Source organism: Mesorhizobium oxytropidicola (assembly GCF_056174625.1).
The window spans coordinates 215,270-230,753 of sequence record NZ_JBWBWK010000002.1 but is presented as its reverse complement, the minus strand read 5'-3'; the positions used below and the strand labels follow the sequence as shown (position 1 = coordinate 230,753).

At 58.9% G+C, this 15,484-nt stretch carries 14 protein-coding genes; 9 read left to right on the top strand and 5 right to left on the bottom strand.

Annotated features, from left to right (window positions below; genetic code table 11):
* The first annotated feature begins 72 nt into the window (after positions 1–72).
* The 7 genes from nifB to AC0V8S_RS36505 all read left to right on the top strand — a co-directional run bounded on the left by nifB (position 73) and on the right by AC0V8S_RS36505 (position 7,162).
* The gene (nifB, locus tag AC0V8S_RS36535) at positions 73–1,554 is read left to right on the top strand and encodes a nitrogenase cofactor biosynthesis protein NifB (protein WP_258598573.1); all 1,482 of its coding nucleotides are present in this window, start codon (positions 73–75) and stop codon (positions 1,552–1,554) included.
* A gap of 30 nt (positions 1,555–1,584) precedes the next feature.
* Positions 1,585–1,779 carry a 4Fe-4S binding protein gene (locus AC0V8S_RS36530; protein WP_475439089.1) on the top strand — a complete coding sequence of 65 codons (195 nt, stop codon included), beginning with the start codon at positions 1,585–1,587 and terminating at the stop codon, positions 1,777–1,779.
* Positions 1,780–1,844: 65 nt separating this feature from the next.
* The gene (locus AC0V8S_RS36525; RefSeq protein WP_183455454.1) at positions 1,845–2,165 is read left to right on the top strand and encodes a nitrogen fixation protein NifZ; all 321 of its coding nucleotides are present in this window, start codon (positions 1,845–1,847) and stop codon (positions 2,163–2,165) included.
* On the top strand, positions 2,162–2,374 hold the full coding sequence (gene nifT / locus AC0V8S_RS36520; RefSeq protein ID WP_183455292.1) for a putative nitrogen fixation protein NifT: 213 nt from the start codon (positions 2,162–2,164) through the stop codon (positions 2,372–2,374). Before AC0V8S_RS36525 ends, nifT begins: the two co-directional genes overlap by 4 nt.
* Positions 2,375–2,409: 35 nt before the next feature.
* A complete protein-coding gene (locus tag AC0V8S_RS36515) occupies positions 2,410–3,321 on the top strand; it encodes an SIR2 family NAD-dependent protein deacylase (protein ID WP_183455293.1) in 912 nt (303 codons plus the stop codon).
* Between the two features lie 68 nt (positions 3,322–3,389).
* A complete protein-coding gene (locus AC0V8S_RS36510; protein WP_183455294.1) occupies positions 3,390–5,258 on the top strand; it encodes an ABC transporter ATP-binding protein in 1,869 nt (622 codons plus the stop codon).
* Positions 5,258–7,162 carry an ABC transporter ATP-binding protein gene (locus tag AC0V8S_RS36505; RefSeq protein ID WP_475439088.1) on the top strand — a complete coding sequence of 635 codons (1,905 nt, stop codon included), beginning with the start codon at positions 5,258–5,260 and terminating at the stop codon, positions 7,160–7,162. The genes AC0V8S_RS36510 and AC0V8S_RS36505 overlap by 1 nt, the downstream gene beginning before the upstream one ends.
* Before the next feature lie 141 nt (positions 7,163–7,303).
* Here the strand turns inward: AC0V8S_RS36505 and nifA are convergent, their stop codons facing one another.
* Positions 7,304–9,124 (bottom strand): nif-specific transcriptional activator NifA, encoded by a 1,821-nt coding sequence (gene nifA / locus AC0V8S_RS36500; protein ID WP_475439087.1) that lies wholly within the window; start codon positions 9,122–9,124, stop codon positions 7,304–7,306.
* A 651-nt stretch (positions 9,125–9,775) separates the two neighbouring features.
* On the opposite strand from nifA, the gene AC0V8S_RS36495 reads away from it, so the two are divergent.
* Positions 9,776–10,693, top strand: a complete 918-nt coding sequence (locus AC0V8S_RS36495) for a LysR family transcriptional regulator (protein ID WP_475439086.1) — start codon at positions 9,776–9,778, stop codon at positions 10,691–10,693.
* Between the two features lie 527 nt (positions 10,694–11,220).
* Positions 11,221–12,192, top strand: coding sequence for a LysR family transcriptional regulator (locus AC0V8S_RS36490; RefSeq protein WP_183465748.1), 972 nt, complete (start codon positions 11,221–11,223; stop codon positions 12,190–12,192).
* Here AC0V8S_RS36490 and AC0V8S_RS36485 read toward each other — a convergent pair.
* The 4 genes from AC0V8S_RS36485 to AC0V8S_RS36470 form a co-directional block, all read right to left on the bottom strand.
* Positions 12,189–12,992: a TIM barrel protein gene (locus AC0V8S_RS36485; RefSeq protein WP_183455299.1), complete on the bottom strand. Its 804-nt coding sequence runs from the start codon at positions 12,990–12,992 to the stop codon at positions 12,189–12,191. The genes AC0V8S_RS36490 and AC0V8S_RS36485 overlap by 4 nt on opposite strands.
* A 166-nt stretch (positions 12,993–13,158) precedes the next feature.
* Complete coding sequence (locus tag AC0V8S_RS36480; RefSeq protein ID WP_183455300.1) at positions 13,159–14,190, bottom strand: LacI family DNA-binding transcriptional regulator; 1,032 nt, start codon at positions 14,188–14,190, stop codon at positions 13,159–13,161.
* Positions 14,191–14,320: 130 nt separating this feature from the next.
* Positions 14,321–15,277 carry an omptin family outer membrane protease gene (locus AC0V8S_RS36475; protein WP_475439085.1) on the bottom strand — a complete coding sequence of 319 codons (957 nt, stop codon included), beginning with the start codon at positions 15,275–15,277 and terminating at the stop codon, positions 14,321–14,323.
* A gap of 3 nt (positions 15,278–15,280) precedes the next feature.
* Entirely contained in the window at positions 15,281–15,484 is a 204-nt protein-coding gene (locus tag AC0V8S_RS36470; protein WP_183455302.1) for a PepSY domain-containing protein, read from the bottom strand.

Here is a 15,484-nt window from a genome sequence, read left to right as displayed (position 1 = left end):
CTAGAACCGCTCTTTGAGCCGGCATAACTCTTGCGCCTTGAACTGCGACGTTACCAGCAACGGAGCCGTTTGATGTCCGCACCGACAATTTCGCTTGAGGGCCTGACCAGCACGACAGGCTTCGACGAGTTGCTGGCGACCGCGAGATCCGGTGGCTGCGCATCTTCAACCTGCGGCGTGGCGGGAAAGCCGGAGGACATGGATCCGGCTGTCTGGGACAAGATCAAGGATCACCCGTGCTTTTCGGAAGAAGCGCATCACTTTTTCGCGCGCATGCACGTCGCGGTCGCACCGGCCTGCAATGTCCAGTGCAACTACTGCAATCGCAAATATGACTGCGCCAACGAAAGTCGGCCTGGCGTCGTTTCGGAAAAACTGACACCCGACCAGGCGCTGCGCAAGGTGATCGCGGTCGCCAACGAGGTGCCGCAGCTTTCCGTACTCGGGATCGCCGGACCGGGCGATGCCTGTTACGACTGGAAAAAGACAAGGGCAACCTTCGAAAGCGTCGCCAGAGAGATCCCCGACATCAAGCTTTGCGTCTCAACCAATGGGCTCGCGCTGCCTGACCATGTCGCCGAGCTCGCCGACATGAACGTCGATCACGTGACTATCACCATCAACATGGTCGACCCGGAAGTCGGCGCAAAGATCTATCCTTGGATCTTTTACGATCATCGGCGCTACGCCGGCATCGAGGCCGCCCGAATCCTGCACGAGCGGCAGATGTTGGGCCTGGAGATGCTCACCGCGCGCGGCATCCTCACGAAAATCAATTCGGTGATGATTCCCGGCGTCAACGACGAGCATCTGATCGACGTGAACAAATTGGTCAAGGAGCGTGGCGCGTTCCTGCATAACGTCATGCCGCTGATTTCCGACCCGGCGCACGGTACGCACTACGGCCTGACTGGGCAGCGCGGTCCAAATGCAACAGAGTTGAAGGCGCTTCAGGATCGTCTCGACGGCGGCGCCAAGTTGATGCGCCACTGCCGGCAGTGCCGGGCCGATGCCGTCGGCCTGCTCGGCGGGGATCGTGGCCAGGAATTCACGCTCGACCGGATTGCCGGCAAGGACACCTACGACTCCAGCAAGCGCGAGGCCTATCGACAGGTGGTCGCGCACGAGCGCCGTGATCATGTGGCGGCCAGGAGCGCGGCGATCGGAATGGTCAAGGCAGCAGGCTCCGGCAAGTCCCTTCTCGTCGCGGTGGCGACTAAGGGGGGTGGCCGTGTCAATGAACACTTCGGCCATGCAAGGGAATTCCAACTTTTTGAAGCCTCGCCGAAAGGGATCAGAATTGTTGGGCATCGCAAGGTCGAGCAGTATTGCGTCGGCGGCTGGGGCGAAAAAGCCACCCTCGACGGCGTCATCGCTGCGCTGGAAGGCATAGACATCGTGCTCTGCGCCAAGATCGGAAATTGCCCGAAGGATCAGCTCGCGGAAGCGGGAATCCGAGCAACGGACGCTTATGGTCATGACTACATCGAAACCGCAATTAGCGCAGTTTACGCCACCGCGTTTGCGATCGGACCACTGGCTGCAACGGCCTAGCCGTCTCATTCCAATCCACCAGGAGATAAAATGGCTTTCAAGATCATCGCGTCCCAATGCACCCAATGCGGCGCCTGCGAGTTCGAATGTCCCTCTGTAGCGATCAAATTCAAGGGCGAGGCCTATGTGATCGATCCCGACAAGTGCACCGAATGCAAGGAGGCCGCCGATACGCAGCAATGCGTATCGGTATGTCCGGTGCCGAAGACCTGCGTTCCTGCTTGACTCCGTTTCGGCTTCGCCGCGACCGCGTCGCCTCAGAAGGCTCTAACTCGAAAGGAATGAATCGCATGTGGCTCGGACGCGAACAGGACATCGAAATCCGCAAGCCGCCGCGATTTACGCCGGGTGAGCGGGTGCGTGCCACACGACACATAAAGAATGACGGCACCTATCCTGGCAGGGAGATCGGCGAAAACCTCGTGCGGAAGGGCGACGAAGGTTATGTGCGCGACATTGGCACCTTTCTCCAGCAGTTCTTCATCTATGCGGTCGAATGGATCGATCGCGGCACGGTGGTCGGCATGCGAGCGCGTGAACTGATGAGCCTCGACAAAGCGGAGGCTCCTTGCAGTGCCGAAAGCAGTGCCCGTGAAGGAACGGCTCGATGAAAGTCATGATCCGCAGGACCGGTGCTGGCTTGTCGGCGTATCTCCCAAAGAAGGATTGCGAAGAGGCCATCATCAAGCTGGAGAACGAACATTTGTGGGGCGGGGCCATAACACTCAGGAACGGCTGGCAGTTCGTCCTACCCGACCTTCCGCCCGATACGCGTTTGCCGATCACCGTCGAGGCAAGAAAGATCTCCGACGAGGACTGATGTTGCGGGTGGAAGAGGGTGCGAGAGGAATGAGCATGAACACGATCCTGAACTTGGGCCACCTCGTCGTCATCCAGGGCAGTTTTGCCGAAAAGCTGCTTGACCTAGCGCGCAACGCGCTCGGGGCCGATGAGATGATCCCATATCTCGGTCCGGGCCTTCTCCGCCTCAGTTCCGCTGAACCGTCGGTACCGTGCACGCCGGAAGCCGTCGCCGCGGCGCTAAATAGCCGGGCGCCAGCCCCTTCAAAGATTCGCACCAATATGTGGTCCGTCGCGCAGTTCATCGAACAGCGCCGGCATCGCCGGACGCTTCAGGCATGGATGGCCGAGATATTCGCAGCGCCGGCGGCGCCGACTGTTCTCCACACCTGGCTCGCGAGGCTGCCGCTCTCCCTGATCATCGATAGCTGGTACGACAGTGCCATGCGCACGACCCTCGCAGAGGCCGGCCGAACGGACGTCGTTGAGATACAAGGCGTCACGCGGGCGAACGAATTCGGTGACATTTGGACGAAAGCCTACGACTTGTCTGGGACCGAACTCGAACCCGGATCAGCCGCAAAGACGGTTCTCTATACGCCTCACGGCAGCATTAGGCCGGCCGCAAACTTTCTGGTCGCGGATTCCGATTATGTCGAAGTGCTCACCGAGATCGATCTCCAGACGCCGATTCCTGATGTGGTGAAGGAACGGCGCACCTATCGAGGCCTTTTCTTCGTCGGTTGCCGTTTCAACGATCAGATGCTGCGCACCTTCGCCCGACAGATAATGAAGCGCTCCAAAGGTCCACACTATGCGGTGATGGACGCGGCAATACTGACCAAGAACGAACGCCGTTTCCTTGCTGCAAGCGCAATTACGGTCATCGATATGCCCTTAGGTGAAGCCGCTGCTCGCCTCGTCGGATCGGGCACTGCTGTAGATGGTGGCCAAGATTTTCGTTAACGGGCGTCGTTAGTTGTGGGTCTCTCGCTTGCCTCAGGAAGCGTCGGAATTCAGTCTGGAACATACACGTGGGTACTGATGCAATTGGCGGCGCGACGAAGCCTCTGAATTCGTCCAAGCATGAGCAAGCGGCCGGGTGGGGCCGTGGCTTCAGCACGCTGCTGCGCATTACCCGCATGAATTTGCGGAACCGGTGGCAGGTCGCCTTCGCTTTCGGATCGACGATCGTAGCGGCAATCCTCCAGCTGCTCATTCCCCAGCTTCTCGGCCGGGCTGTCGACCTGACTCAGATAGCGATTGGGGGCGGTATTGCGGCGATCGCCGCACAACAAGCGCTCTGGACTTCGGCTCTCCTGCTGCTCGCCGCGAGTACGCTACGCGGCCTGTTCACGATGGCGCAGAACTATTTTGCGGAGGCCGTCGGGCATCACGTCGCGTACGAACTGCGACTTGCTTGCTACGACAAGATCCAACGTCTCAGCTTTTCTTTTCACGACCGGGTTCATTCAGGCGATCTAATCACCCTCGGCATGCTCGATCTCGACGGCGTGCGGATGTATTTTTCCACCGCCCTGGTTCGTATGCTTCTGCTCACCATGCTGATGGGCATCGGCGCCTACACGATGATATCAACCGACCCGATGCTCGGGGTGATCGCGCTGAGTTTCGTCCCTTTCGTAGCCTGGCGCTCGTCGGTCACACAGCTAAAGCTACGCGCCACCTGGCTCGACCTGCAGGAGCGGCTTTCGGTTCTAGGCCGCGTGATGGAGGAGAATCTCGCAGGCATCCGCGTTGTCCGCGCGTTTTCGGCACAGGCCTATGAGATGGTGAAGTTCGACCGCGCCTCGAAGAACGCGCTCGCCCTCGCCCACGAGCAGGTTGACGTCTACGTGCCCAACACGTCGGCGATGACGCTGTCATTCTTTTTGGCCATGGGGTTGGTCCTCTGGATCGGTTGCAACAAGCTCATCGCGGGCCAAATCAGCGTCGGAACGCTCGCCACGTTCCTTGCGTTTATGACCATTCTGCAAATGCCCGTCCGGCAGATCGGCCTAATGGTCAATGGCTTCGCCCGCGCTTACACTTGCGGCTCGCGCCTCTTCGGTCTGCTCGACCAGGACATCACGATAAGGGATGCTTCCGGCGCCAAACCGCTCGAGATCAGTGAAGGCACTCTGAGCTTCCATAATGTCTCGTTTGTATATCCCGGCACCGGAAACCGCCCCATTCTGAAGAATATCAGCTTTTGCGCCCGTAGAGGCGAAACGATCGCTATCGTCGGTCCGCCGGGTTCGGGCAAATCGACAATCGCTCACCTGATCGCCCGCTTTTATGACGTCACCGGGGGCACCATCACGCTTGACGGGCAGGACATCCGCGCGGTCACCCTTGCCACACTTCGCAAGGAAGTCGCAGTCGTACAGCAGGATGCATTCCTGTTCACTACCACGATCGAGAACAACATCGCTTATGGCGATCCCTGGGCGAAAGAACAGCGAATCAAGCGCGCCAGCGAATCCGCCCAGTTGCACGATTACATCCTCAGCCTCCCCGCAGGCTACAAGACGGTCGTTGGCGAACGCGGCGCCTCCCTCTCGGGCGGCCAGCGCCAGCGTCTCACGATAGCTCGCACAATGATGCTGCGCCCATCAATCGTCATTTTCGACGACTCAACGGCCGCGATCGACGCCGCCACTGAGCAGCGCATCCGCGCGGCGATACGGCGATTCGCCAAGGATAGGGTGACGATCATCATTGCCCACCGGCTGAGTTCGCTCAGGCACGCCGACCGGATCCTGTTTATTGACAATGGCGAGATCGTGGAACGCGGCACCCATCAAGAGCTGTTGGCTAAGCGAGGACGCTATAAGGCCCTTTATGATCTCCAGTTGCGCCCGGAAGATGACAGTGCGATCACGCACAGAGGCGCGCCCTGATGACCAAGGGGCACGCCGCCGAACTTGAAATCGAACCTAATGACGGCGGCGGACGCCCCCCGCACGCGGTGGTCGGCTCCCACCGCATCAAGGAGGAGATGTTCGGCAGGGCTTTCGACAAGAGCATCGTTCGACGCATCTGGGCTTTCGTTCGTCCCTACCGTGCTAGGGTAGTCATCTCGAGTGCCGCATTGCTGATCTTCGTCGGCACGCAGCTTCTCATCCCCCTGATCATCCGCCGCGCGATCGATCACGCCATAACTCCGGCAGGCGTTGATCGCTCCGCCCTGCTCAGGGGCGCCGGCGCGTTTGCGCTCGCTATTCTGGTTAATTTCGGCGCCGCCTACGCGCAGGAAACCGTAGTCGGAAAAATGGCTGACAACGTCCTCTTCGATATCCGCCGCGCAATGTTTGCCCATCTGCAGAAAGTTTCGCTCTCCTTCATGGACAAGACCGAGGTGGGACGCCTGATGTCCCGCCTTCAAGGCGACGTTAGCTCGATCCACGAATTCGTCGAGACCTCAGTCTATTCCGTAGGAGACATTGCTCTTCTCTTCGGCATCGTTTTCGTGATGCTGTGCCTCGACTTCCGCCTCGGCTTCCTGACACTCTCGGTCTTGCCGGCCCTGTTGATCATCCGCATCGTATGGCTGCCGCGTGCCCGCGAAGCCTTCATGGCGGCACACGAAACCAATTCGGTCGTCAATGGCGCGCTGGCGGAAGCCATTCACGGCGTGCGCACCGTCCAGTGCATGGACCGCCAGCAGATAAATTTCATGCTTTATGACGACAAGGCGCATGCCGACCTCAGTGCTCACCTGACCGCTGCCAAGTATGCACAGGTGATGGTGCCGATCGTCGATGGCCTCACCGGGCTCGCCATGGCTATCGTCATCGTGGCCGGCGGCTCCATGATCATGAATGGTCGCATCGACGTGGGCGTTTTGGTCGCCTACCTATTCTATATCCAGCGCTTCTTTGACCCAATTCGCTTCCTTACCCTCCAGTATTCGGTCATGCAGCGCGCCATGGCATCCGGCAAGCGGCTGACCGATGTGCTGGACGTTAGGATCGAGGTTCAGGACAAACCGAATGCCAGAGTGCTTTCGCCGGAAATGGATGGCTCGGTCGAGTTCAGGAACGTCACGTTCGGCTACAAATCCGGCCATCCGGTGCTGAAAAACGTTTCCTTCAGGGTCATGCCTAGCGAGACGGTCGCTTTGGTCGGGCCGACCGGTTCTGGTAAATCGAGCGCGATGGCCCTCGTCCACCGCTTCTATGATGTTCAGCAGGGCCAAGTGCTGGTCGGCGGATACGATGTGCGAGATCTCACCCAGGAATCGCTCGGCCGAGAGGTCGCCATGGTGCTGCAGGAGCCGTTCCTGTTCACCGGGACGGTCTTCGAAAACATTCGCTACCACAAGAAGGAGGCCACGTGGCACAACGTGATCGAGGCCGCCAAGGCAGTCGGCGCCCATGACTTCATTATGAGCCTTGCAGACGGATACGATACCCAGCTCGGCGAACGCGGCGGCAACCTTTCTCTCGGCCAGCGCCAGCTCGTCAGTTTCGCGCGTGCTCTCGTTGCGGACGCCAAGATTCTCGTTCTTGACGAGGCCACCGCCAATATCGACAGCTACACGGAAATGCTGATCCAGAAGGCTCTTTCAAAACTGCTTAAAGGCCGCACTGGCCTCATCATCGCCCACCGGCTCGCCACGATCCGCAGTGCCGATCGCATCATCGTGCTTCAGAACGGCCAAGTCCTTGAGACCGGAAACCACGACCAACTAACGGCCCTGGGTGGGCTCTATTCCAAGCTATACAATCTCAACTACTCATCCTTCGACGACATTCCCGAAAAGAAATCCGATACCGGGGTGCAAGCCTCCTCTTCGACCTAATGCAAACTTCTGCGCTGTGACGCCAATTGATCTCCAAGCGAATTTCCTGGTCTAGTTGGCGCCTGCCTCTTCCATTTGGCGCATGGCCCCCACTGAAACACCAGCGCATGAATTGTCTTGGTTATTGGCTTAGCCGTCCTTTCACAGACGCTTGATCTCGATGCCGTATTTCCTCAGCACGTAGCCGATCTGGCGTGGCGACAGTCCAAGCAGGCGTGCCGCCTTTGCCTGGACCCAGCCACATGTTTCCATGGCCGCAATGACACGCTCGGCATCGGTCATTGTCGTACCATTGAAGTGGACTGCGCCGGCAGGCCCTCGCAGCGGCTGCCCTATGGTTTCAGGTGGGACTGCGACGGCGGCAGAACTAGCGGCCGCAGCCGGCGGTATCGCCGGAATCACCAGCAGCGGCACGATCGGCCCGGGTTGCATCGCGACGTTGCCAGATCTGGATTTACGCAGCGCCGCAGCGAAGCATTGGCCCTGGCGGCAGGCAAAGTCGTCTCTTCCGATTGATGGTCCCGCCGCCAGGACCGCTGTCCGATACACGCAGTTTTCGAGCTCGCGAATGTTGCCGGGAAAATCGCAGTTTATCAGTACCTCTATCGCACTCGGATCGAAGGTCAGCATGCGGCCGTTCTCATCGTTAAAATTCTTGAGAAACTCAGCCGCGAGGAGCGGAATATCACTGCGCCTTTCGCGTAGCGCCGGCACCAGTAAGGGAACCACACTGAGGCGGTAATAGAGGTCGGCGCGGAACTCGTTTCTTGCAACTGCCTCTTCCAGGTCCTTGTTCGTGGCTGCGATCACGCGAACATCAACTTTAATGGTCTGGTTGCCGCCGACGCGCTCAAATTCCTGCTCCTGCAGCACGCGCAAGAGCTTTGCCTGGAACGAGGCCGAGATCTCGCCGATCTCGTCCAGGAACAACGTCCCCTTGTCGGCGAGCTCAAAACGCCCCTTGCGCGAATTGAAAGCGCTTGTGAATGCACCCTTCTCATGACCAAACAATTCGGACTCCAGGACTGTCTCGGACAGCGCCGCGCAATTGAGCTTGATGAAGGGCCGCTTGGCACGCGGCGACAACTCGTGAATGGCCTTGGCGACCAGCTCCTTCCCGGTACCGGATTCGCCCCGCAACAGAACCGTAATCTTTGCCTTGGCTACGACCGTGACCTTCTGACGCAGACCGCGCAGCGCCGAACTGTCGCCAATCATCCCCTTGACGTGAATCTGGTTAGGCTCCCGCGCCGGGTGCTGGAGCTCGGAGAACCCCTTTTGCTGCCGGTCCTTCTCTGAGATCGGATGCACGCGGTCGCCCAAGTAGGAGCGATGCAACTTCACTGCTTGTCCCACTAGGTTGGCGATTAGGGGGAGCAGATGGAGGTTGTAATCGAGCCAAAATCTAGAGCCACTGTCCACTACGCGGTCAATGGTCAGCGTACCCACGACATTTGCATCGACGCGAATGGGAACGCCGATGAACGACACTGGTATATTGTCCGAGACCCCGAGCGCATCCAAGTCGGCGGTGGTGAAGGCCGAATGAACCGCAATGTTCTCGGCCATCAGGGGCATAGCCGTCGTCAGAATCTGGTCGATTGCCTTCCGCGGCATGTACATCCGGCCGCGCTCATTGCAGCTCTCGTTGCAGCTGGCGCCAACGGTGGTTTCCAGTTCGCCATCACCGTCGAAGAGAGAGATCATGCCGTGCCGCATCTGCACAAACGACCGCAGGAGACCTACGACCTTGGCCAACGCGACTTCGAGCCGAGAGTCGGCGGTGAGTGCTTGCGATATTTCGGAGATGCCCGAAAGCGCGCTCTCTTGCGACGGCACCACAGCGACCGCGTTGATCGTCGCGGATTTGGAGTCGTCCGTTTTCGCGCCCAGCGATGTGCAGCATATCGGCGTCTGCTCAGCAGTCGGTTCGGATTCCCGATTATTTTTCAGGTCTAGCATGTCATCCTCGATCTCGGGCGGCGAAAGCAACACTCGCGCAATATGAGCCTGCGACGCCGCAGCGCGTAGACGCTCCCGTCAAGTGGCGTGGCGCGTTTCAGGCTCCTCCCGAGCGCAACCATACTTTGGTCTACAGACGGGAAGGAGGGAGGCTAGTCAACCGAGCTTTCTTTTATTTGTGAAAGCAAACTCGACGCCCATGAGGGAATCCCATCATGTAATTTTCGGGCAGGTGGATGTAACGGCCGTGCTCGTCGCTGCCAAGGCTACGGACCTGCGGCCTCGCGCGGGCCCACTACGGCCGCTTCGAATGGCTTCGTAGAAGGCGCAGGCTGACGATAAGCACAACGTCCACCGCACTCCCTGCGCATGGAAAGACCTCGTAACTTTTCGTATTTCCTTGAGTAGGCGCCTAAGCACACATCGAGCTGACGCGATGTAGCTTGCGCAGATCAGCGAGGGGCTTAGCAGGAACCGACGTGCGATCCGGCTGTTCGGCCTAAACCGGAAGGCATACGTCAGATAAATGTGCTCGCAGCCAACGCAGACATCAAGTTTTGTTTAGGGCGCTTTTGAAAGTTGCGCTTGCGACGTTCTGCAAAACTGTGATTGTTTCGCCGAAATATATCCGCCATGTGGATAACGGAAGACATGCGTTTCAAAGGGCTTGACCTAAATCTCCTCGTTGTGCTCGACGCGCTGCTGGCGGAGCGCGGCCTCACGGCGGCGGCCCGCCGCATCAACCTCAGTCAGCCGGCCATGAGTGCGGCCGTCGCCCGGCTCCGCGATTATTTCGGCGATGAACTGTTTACGACAAGCGGCCGCGAACGTTTTCTGACCCCGCGTGCGACAGCACTTGCCCCCGCCGTCCGCGACGCTCTCCTGCACATCCATTGCTCGATTATCTCCTCGGATCCGTTTAACCCAGCTCAATCCGATCGCCGCTTCAGGATCATTATTTCCGATTTCGCCACGCTCGTGTTTTTAGAAAAAGTCGTGGAGCGTGTTGCACGCGAAGCCCCCGCCGTCAGCTTCGAATTGCTACCTCTCGACGACAACCCCGACGAGCTTCTCCAGCGCGGTGACGTGGACTTTCTAATTCTTCCGGATTTCTTCATGTCGAGCCCCCATCCAAGCGTGGCGCTGTTCGATGAGACACTCGTATGCGTAGGCTGTCCCACCAACAAGCAGTTGCCACGGCAGCTTACATTCGAGAGATACATGTCGATGAGGCACGTCTCGGTCAGGTTCGGGCGTATGCTGAAGCCGGCTTTTGAGGAATGGTTTTTGCTTGAGCATGGTATTAAAAGACGTGTCGAGGTCGTCGTGCATGGCTTCAGCATGATCCCGCCGATGGTGTCCGGCACGGCCCGTATCGCGACCATGCCCTTGCGGCTGGTCAGGCATTTCAAAAAAACGTTCCCCTTGCGGATCGTCGAACTTCCGCTGCCGCTTCCCGCGTTCACCGAAGCCGTCCAATGGCCGGCTCACCACAGCAGCGATCCGGCAAGCATCTGGATGCGGGAGATCATGATGCAGGAGGCATCTCGGATGGCTGCTCCGCTGTGAAACCAAGGGAGGCTCCAGGCGCTCCTGGATTTACTCAGCGTCACGCCACCCACTCTCACGTCGTTGTCAGGAGTGAAGAGACGACGGACTCTGATCCGCGGGTCGGAGCGCCCCTTTCCTGAAGACCGTCGCGTCGCGAGAATTCGCCTCAAGCTTGTCCGACGGACCGAGCCCAGCAATCGTAGAAGCCGCAGTGAGTTCCGGCCGGGCTACGGCGGAGGCTCCGATGATGAGGGACGTGAGTCGCTGCCAATTGCGTGAACCTCCGCGCTCGCGCTGCGCAGGCTTTTTGGAAAAGGGCGGATTCGACATGCTTAGCCAGTTGCAAGCCATTCTCCCCGCACAACCCCACCCCACTTCGCAGTAAATAGAAAATTTTTCTCTTTCGAGCTGGTCATAAGGCACAGGTCACGCGATAGAGCAGCGGGTGATCGGTGCGTCAGGTGTTTTGTCCATGCGAGATTTCGGAAAAGTGATAAAATGGTTTGTTTCGATCAACGGCATCCACGCTATGGATAGCTAAAGACATGCGTTTCAAAGGGCTTGACCTAAATCTCCTCGTTGTGCTCGACGCGCTGCTGGGGGAGCGCAATCTCTCGGCGGCGGCCCGCCGCATCAACCTCAGCCAGCCGGCCATGAGTGCGGCCGTCGCCCGGCTGCGCGATTATTTCGGCGATGAACTGTTTACGACGAGCGGCCGCGAACGTTTTCTGACCCCGCGTGCGGCAGCACTTGCCCCCGCGGTTCGCGACGCTCTCCTGCAGATCCAGTGCTCGATTATTTCCTCGGATACGTTTCACCCAGCTCAATCCGACCGCCGTTTCAGGATCATTCTTTCCGATTTCGCCACGCTCGTGTTTTTTGAGAAAGTCGTTGAGCGTGTTGCGCGCGAAGCCCCCGGCGTCAGCTTCGAATTGCTGCCTGTCGACGACGGCCCCGATGAGCTTCTCCAGCGCGGTGACGTCGATTTTCTAATTCTTCCGGATTTGTTCACGTCGAGCGCGCACTCAAGCGTGGCACTGTTTGAGGAGAGACTCGTGTGCGTAGGCTGTCGCACCAACAAGCAGTTGCCACGGCAGCTTACGTTCGAGAGATACATGTCTATGAGGCACGTCTCGGTCAGGTTCGGGCGTCTAATGAAGCCCTCCATCGAGGAATGGTTCTTGCTTGAACATGGCCTCAAGAGACGTGTCGAGGTCGCCGTGCAGGGCTTCAGCATGGTCCCGCCGATGGTGTCCGGCACGGCCCGTATCGCGACCATCCCCTCCCGGCTGGTCAGGCATTTCGAAAAATCGTTCCCCCTGCAGATCGTCGAACTTCCGCTGCCGCTTCCCGCATTCACCGAGACCCTCTGTTGGCCGTCACTCCACAACAGCGATCCGGCAAGCATCTGGATGCGGGAGATTATGATGCAGGAGGCATCTCGGATGGCTCCTCCGCTGTCAAACCACGGGAGGCTTCCAGGCGAACTTACATTTGGTACCCCTGCCACTCCTTAATCTGGCGTCAATAGCCGGCGCTGAATGAAGTCAATGCTGGCAGCAAGTGCGCCTGCAAGATCGTCCAGCGTGCGGACCACCTCGATCAGCTCGAACGAGAAGGGTCCCTCATAGCCGCCATCAAGCAGCGCCTGGATCTGGCTGCCATTGTCGGAACCTCCAAGGAAGCGATCCGGGTAAATCCAGAACGTCGGGTCATTCACACCTGAAATGTGCACCAGGCCGGTAAGCTCGGAGAACAAGAACGTCTCCCCGGCCAGGGTGTGGTGGAACGTGTCGTGCACGAGGCGGAACACTGACTGGCCGTCAACCGCGGCAATGGCCTCGGCCGCTTGCTTCTTTGATCGAAGCGAGCAGGTGCGAAAGCCCAGCGGCTCGATGAGACCTATCAGACCGCGCGGCTGGAGGATCGGCTTGAGCGCGTTGAGAGCGACGCGCAGACTGTCATGGCGCTCGCCATTGCACGCCCACGAGCCGTCGTTGACCGGTTCCAGCACGACCGTCTTGGCCCCGCACGCCGCCGCATAGTCGGCGAGCTTGATCGCCGCCGACTGACGCGTGGGAGTCCAGTCGTTGAAGCGCTGCAAGGCGTTGACCGAGATTATGGTTACGCCAGCTTCGGTGGCGGCAGACCGGACGTCCGCAGCAGGAATGGCGCATGCAACAGGATTGCTGAAATGAAGGTCACGGATTTGAACATCGGTTAGGCCCTGGTCACGCGCAAGCGCGAAAAATGCACTGACGTCAAGAGGGGGCGCTGCCATGTGGTTGACCGCAAAGCGGGGAGATACCTGGCGCATGGCTTGGCTTTCCTTTCAGAAGTGCGGCCGCCAGTTTGCCTGTCTGGCTTATGCCGCGCCCCCCAGCGCAGGCCGATGCACAAGCCTGATTGAAGCAAGCCAGTCAATCGAGCGTTCCTTGCATTTATGAAAGGAATTTGGGCTCCGTGATAGAAACACATCAATGTCAGATGTTTTCCGGGACATAGATGTCGAACGGCAGAAATGTCTCGCCCGGCATTTCCGCGGTGCCGGTCTTGATGCCTCGGTCTATGAGTAACATCAGCTCCTGGCAAAGCCGACGCAGTGGAGTGGCGACGGCCATGGTGACGATTTCATCTGCGAGCGCTGCCCGCGACTCGGGCGTGATTTCATTCACGATCGCGACAAGATCCACACCTTTGCCCTCTTCGCGCAGCGCGGAGATAGCGCCCTCCATGCCCCCGCCGGCCATATAGAAGCCCACGAGCTCAGGTTCCCGCTGAATGAGATCCAGCATGGCTTCGTAAGTGATCTGCCGCTCTTCCAGGTTCACGAGCGTATCGAGCACTTCGAAGGTAGGTGCGTTCTCACGGAAATAGGAACGAAAGGCGACCTCCCGGAGCTCATGCCCCTGGAAACGGTGGCTGCCAACAAACACGGCCACCTTCCCAGGCCGTTTGGCGGCCTTGGAAAACATCCAAGCGGCCGTCCGCCCGACTTTGCGATTATTAAGACCGATGTAACCCTCGCGCACCCCGCAGGCGAAGTCAGAAAGCAGCGAGAACACCGGGATGCCTTTCGCCTTGAGCTCCTCGACCGCTGCCGTGATCTTCGGGTGGTCCGGCGCCACCATGGCGATCGCATCGCAGCGGTTCCCAAGGCTCTTAAGGAGCGGGATCAGATCCCCGGGCAAATGTGACGGAGCAAATTCGATGAGCGGAATGCCGAGGAAGGATTGGGACAAACTTACCGAGGCCTCGACCTCGCGCGCGAACTCTTGGTAGAAATGCTGGGCCGGTTTTCTCAAGATGAAGCCCAGCCGGTAGTGCGGCAGGTGCCGCTTCAAGCGGTGCTTGATGAGACCGGCATTATGATAGCCGATCGCGTGGGCTGCTTCGTGGACGCGCCGCGCAGTCTCCTCGCGCACAGGAAGGCGGGCGTTCAGAACCCGATCGACCGTTGCAACACTGACCCCGGCTTCGCGGGCAAGATCGACAATTGTGGGACGTTTGGCCATTATCAAATCTGAGTGGTTATGAGCGGCGTGGCTCTATGATCGAGCAGCCTGGGCGGTGATCCCAGACTGCAAGTGAAGGCATTTCTCCATGTGGCTGACGCTGGGCCGCCGTTTCCGTGGCTCCACGGCTTTAGAAGGTCAGCTTGAAGCTGGCCGACAGGGTAAGGGCATAGAAGTCGATGCCGGCGACAAACTCTTCGGTTCCTCGTTTGCCGGTCGCTATATCGTACACCGCCCTATCGCCTTTCTCGTGGAAATACTTATCGAAATTGCCGGCCAGGAAGAAGCTGGCGCGATCGGTCATCTGATAACCGGTCTTGGCGCCGACCGAGATGAACGGCACCGTGTCGAGGTCTGCCTCAAATCGCAGGCCACGGACCCAGTGATGGTCAACATCGCTTGCATCAACGGTGAAGCCGCTGCGGAGCAGGCCCGAGAGCGTCCAGTTGCCGAGCGTCGTGGCCGCTTCCGCGCCAAGGAAAAGGCCAGGATAGCGCTGCTCGTAGCTGCTGCCGAGTTGGCGATCGGGGAAGTTGCCGACACTGTCCCGGAAGGCATACTTACTATAAGTGTACGGGCCACCAAAGGCGTTCCACTTCACGTTGGTGTATTTGAAGCCACCATGAAGGTTGATGGTCGTGGCATCGTTGATCGCGAAGTCTCGGCCTGCTGCGATATCAAAATTGATGTAGTGGACAAGGTCGGTGTCGGGGTGGATCGAGCGATGCGACCAATCCCCTTCAGCAAAGCTCGGCGCAAGGTCGGACCAATCATAGTCTTTCATATGGCTGTTGCCGGAGAAACCGAAGACGGCGTTAGCTGAAATTGTCCAGTTGTTCCAGACCTCCGCCTTGAGGCTGGTGGTCAGAACCGGCGCGTCGGTTTCCCAGATCAATTTGCTGACAACATTGCCCTCGTCATCGTAGAAAAGCTCGTTACCTTTTAGCCAGGTGTAGCCGACGCCACCAACAAACACGACGCTCCTGTCTGGCGCAGCATAGATGGTTTGATCCGCCGCCGTGGCGACGGCCGACGTGGCGCAGAAAGCGCCAAAAGTCAAAATTGGGAATGAAGTGCAGCGATTCACGAATTACCCCTCCTTCGAGCCGACGGCATAAGCCGTGTGGCAGCCGTCTTCCTGATCCTTGATCGAACGGATCTGCCGTCCGTCAGCTTCAGGCTTGGTCTGCAGCGCTTCGCGCGATTGCGATTTGGCGATCGGCACGTCCCATTTCCCGCCGGCCAGTGCGGGGCCGACGGCGGTCACGTTCAGAAAAAGTGCTGAGATCTCCAT

What these genes read in the sequence shown, in the direction of transcription:
- AC0V8S_RS36485 (WP_183455299.1), bottom strand. Translation starts at nt 12,992, where the DNA reads ATGCGCCAGGTATCTCCCCGCTTTGCGGTCAACCACATGGCAGCGCCC.
- AC0V8S_RS36495 (WP_475439086.1), top strand. Translation starts at nt 9,776, where the DNA reads ATGCGTTTCAAAGGGCTTGACCTAAATCTCCTCGTTGTGCTCGACGCG.
- AC0V8S_RS36530 (WP_475439089.1), top strand. Translation starts at nt 1,585, where the DNA reads ATGGCTTTCAAGATCATCGCGTCCCAATGCACCCAATGCGGCGCCTGC.
- nifA (WP_475439087.1), bottom strand. Translation starts at nt 9,124, where the DNA reads ATGCTAGACCTGAAAAATAATCGGGAATCCGAACCGACTGCTGAGCAG.
- AC0V8S_RS36490 (WP_183465748.1), top strand. Translation starts at nt 11,221, where the DNA reads ATGCGTTTCAAAGGGCTTGACCTAAATCTCCTCGTTGTGCTCGACGCG.
- AC0V8S_RS36515 (WP_183455293.1), top strand. Translation starts at nt 2,410, where the DNA reads ATGAACACGATCCTGAACTTGGGCCACCTCGTCGTCATCCAGGGCAGT.
- nifT (WP_183455292.1), top strand. Translation starts at nt 2,162, where the DNA reads ATGAAAGTCATGATCCGCAGGACCGGTGCTGGCTTGTCGGCGTATCTC.
- AC0V8S_RS36470 (WP_183455302.1), bottom strand. Translation starts at nt 15,484, where the DNA reads ATGGAGATCTCAGCACTTTTTCTGAACGTGACCGCCGTCGGCCCCGCA.
- AC0V8S_RS36505 (WP_475439088.1), top strand. Translation starts at nt 5,258, where the DNA reads ATGACCAAGGGGCACGCCGCCGAACTTGAAATCGAACCTAATGACGGC.
- nifB (WP_258598573.1), top strand. Translation starts at nt 73, where the DNA reads ATGTCCGCACCGACAATTTCGCTTGAGGGCCTGACCAGCACGACAGGC.
- AC0V8S_RS36480 (WP_183455300.1), bottom strand. Translation starts at nt 14,190, where the DNA reads ATGGCCAAACGTCCCACAATTGTCGATCTTGCCCGCGAAGCCGGGGTC.
- AC0V8S_RS36525 (WP_183455454.1), top strand. Translation starts at nt 1,845, where the DNA reads ATGTGGCTCGGACGCGAACAGGACATCGAAATCCGCAAGCCGCCGCGA.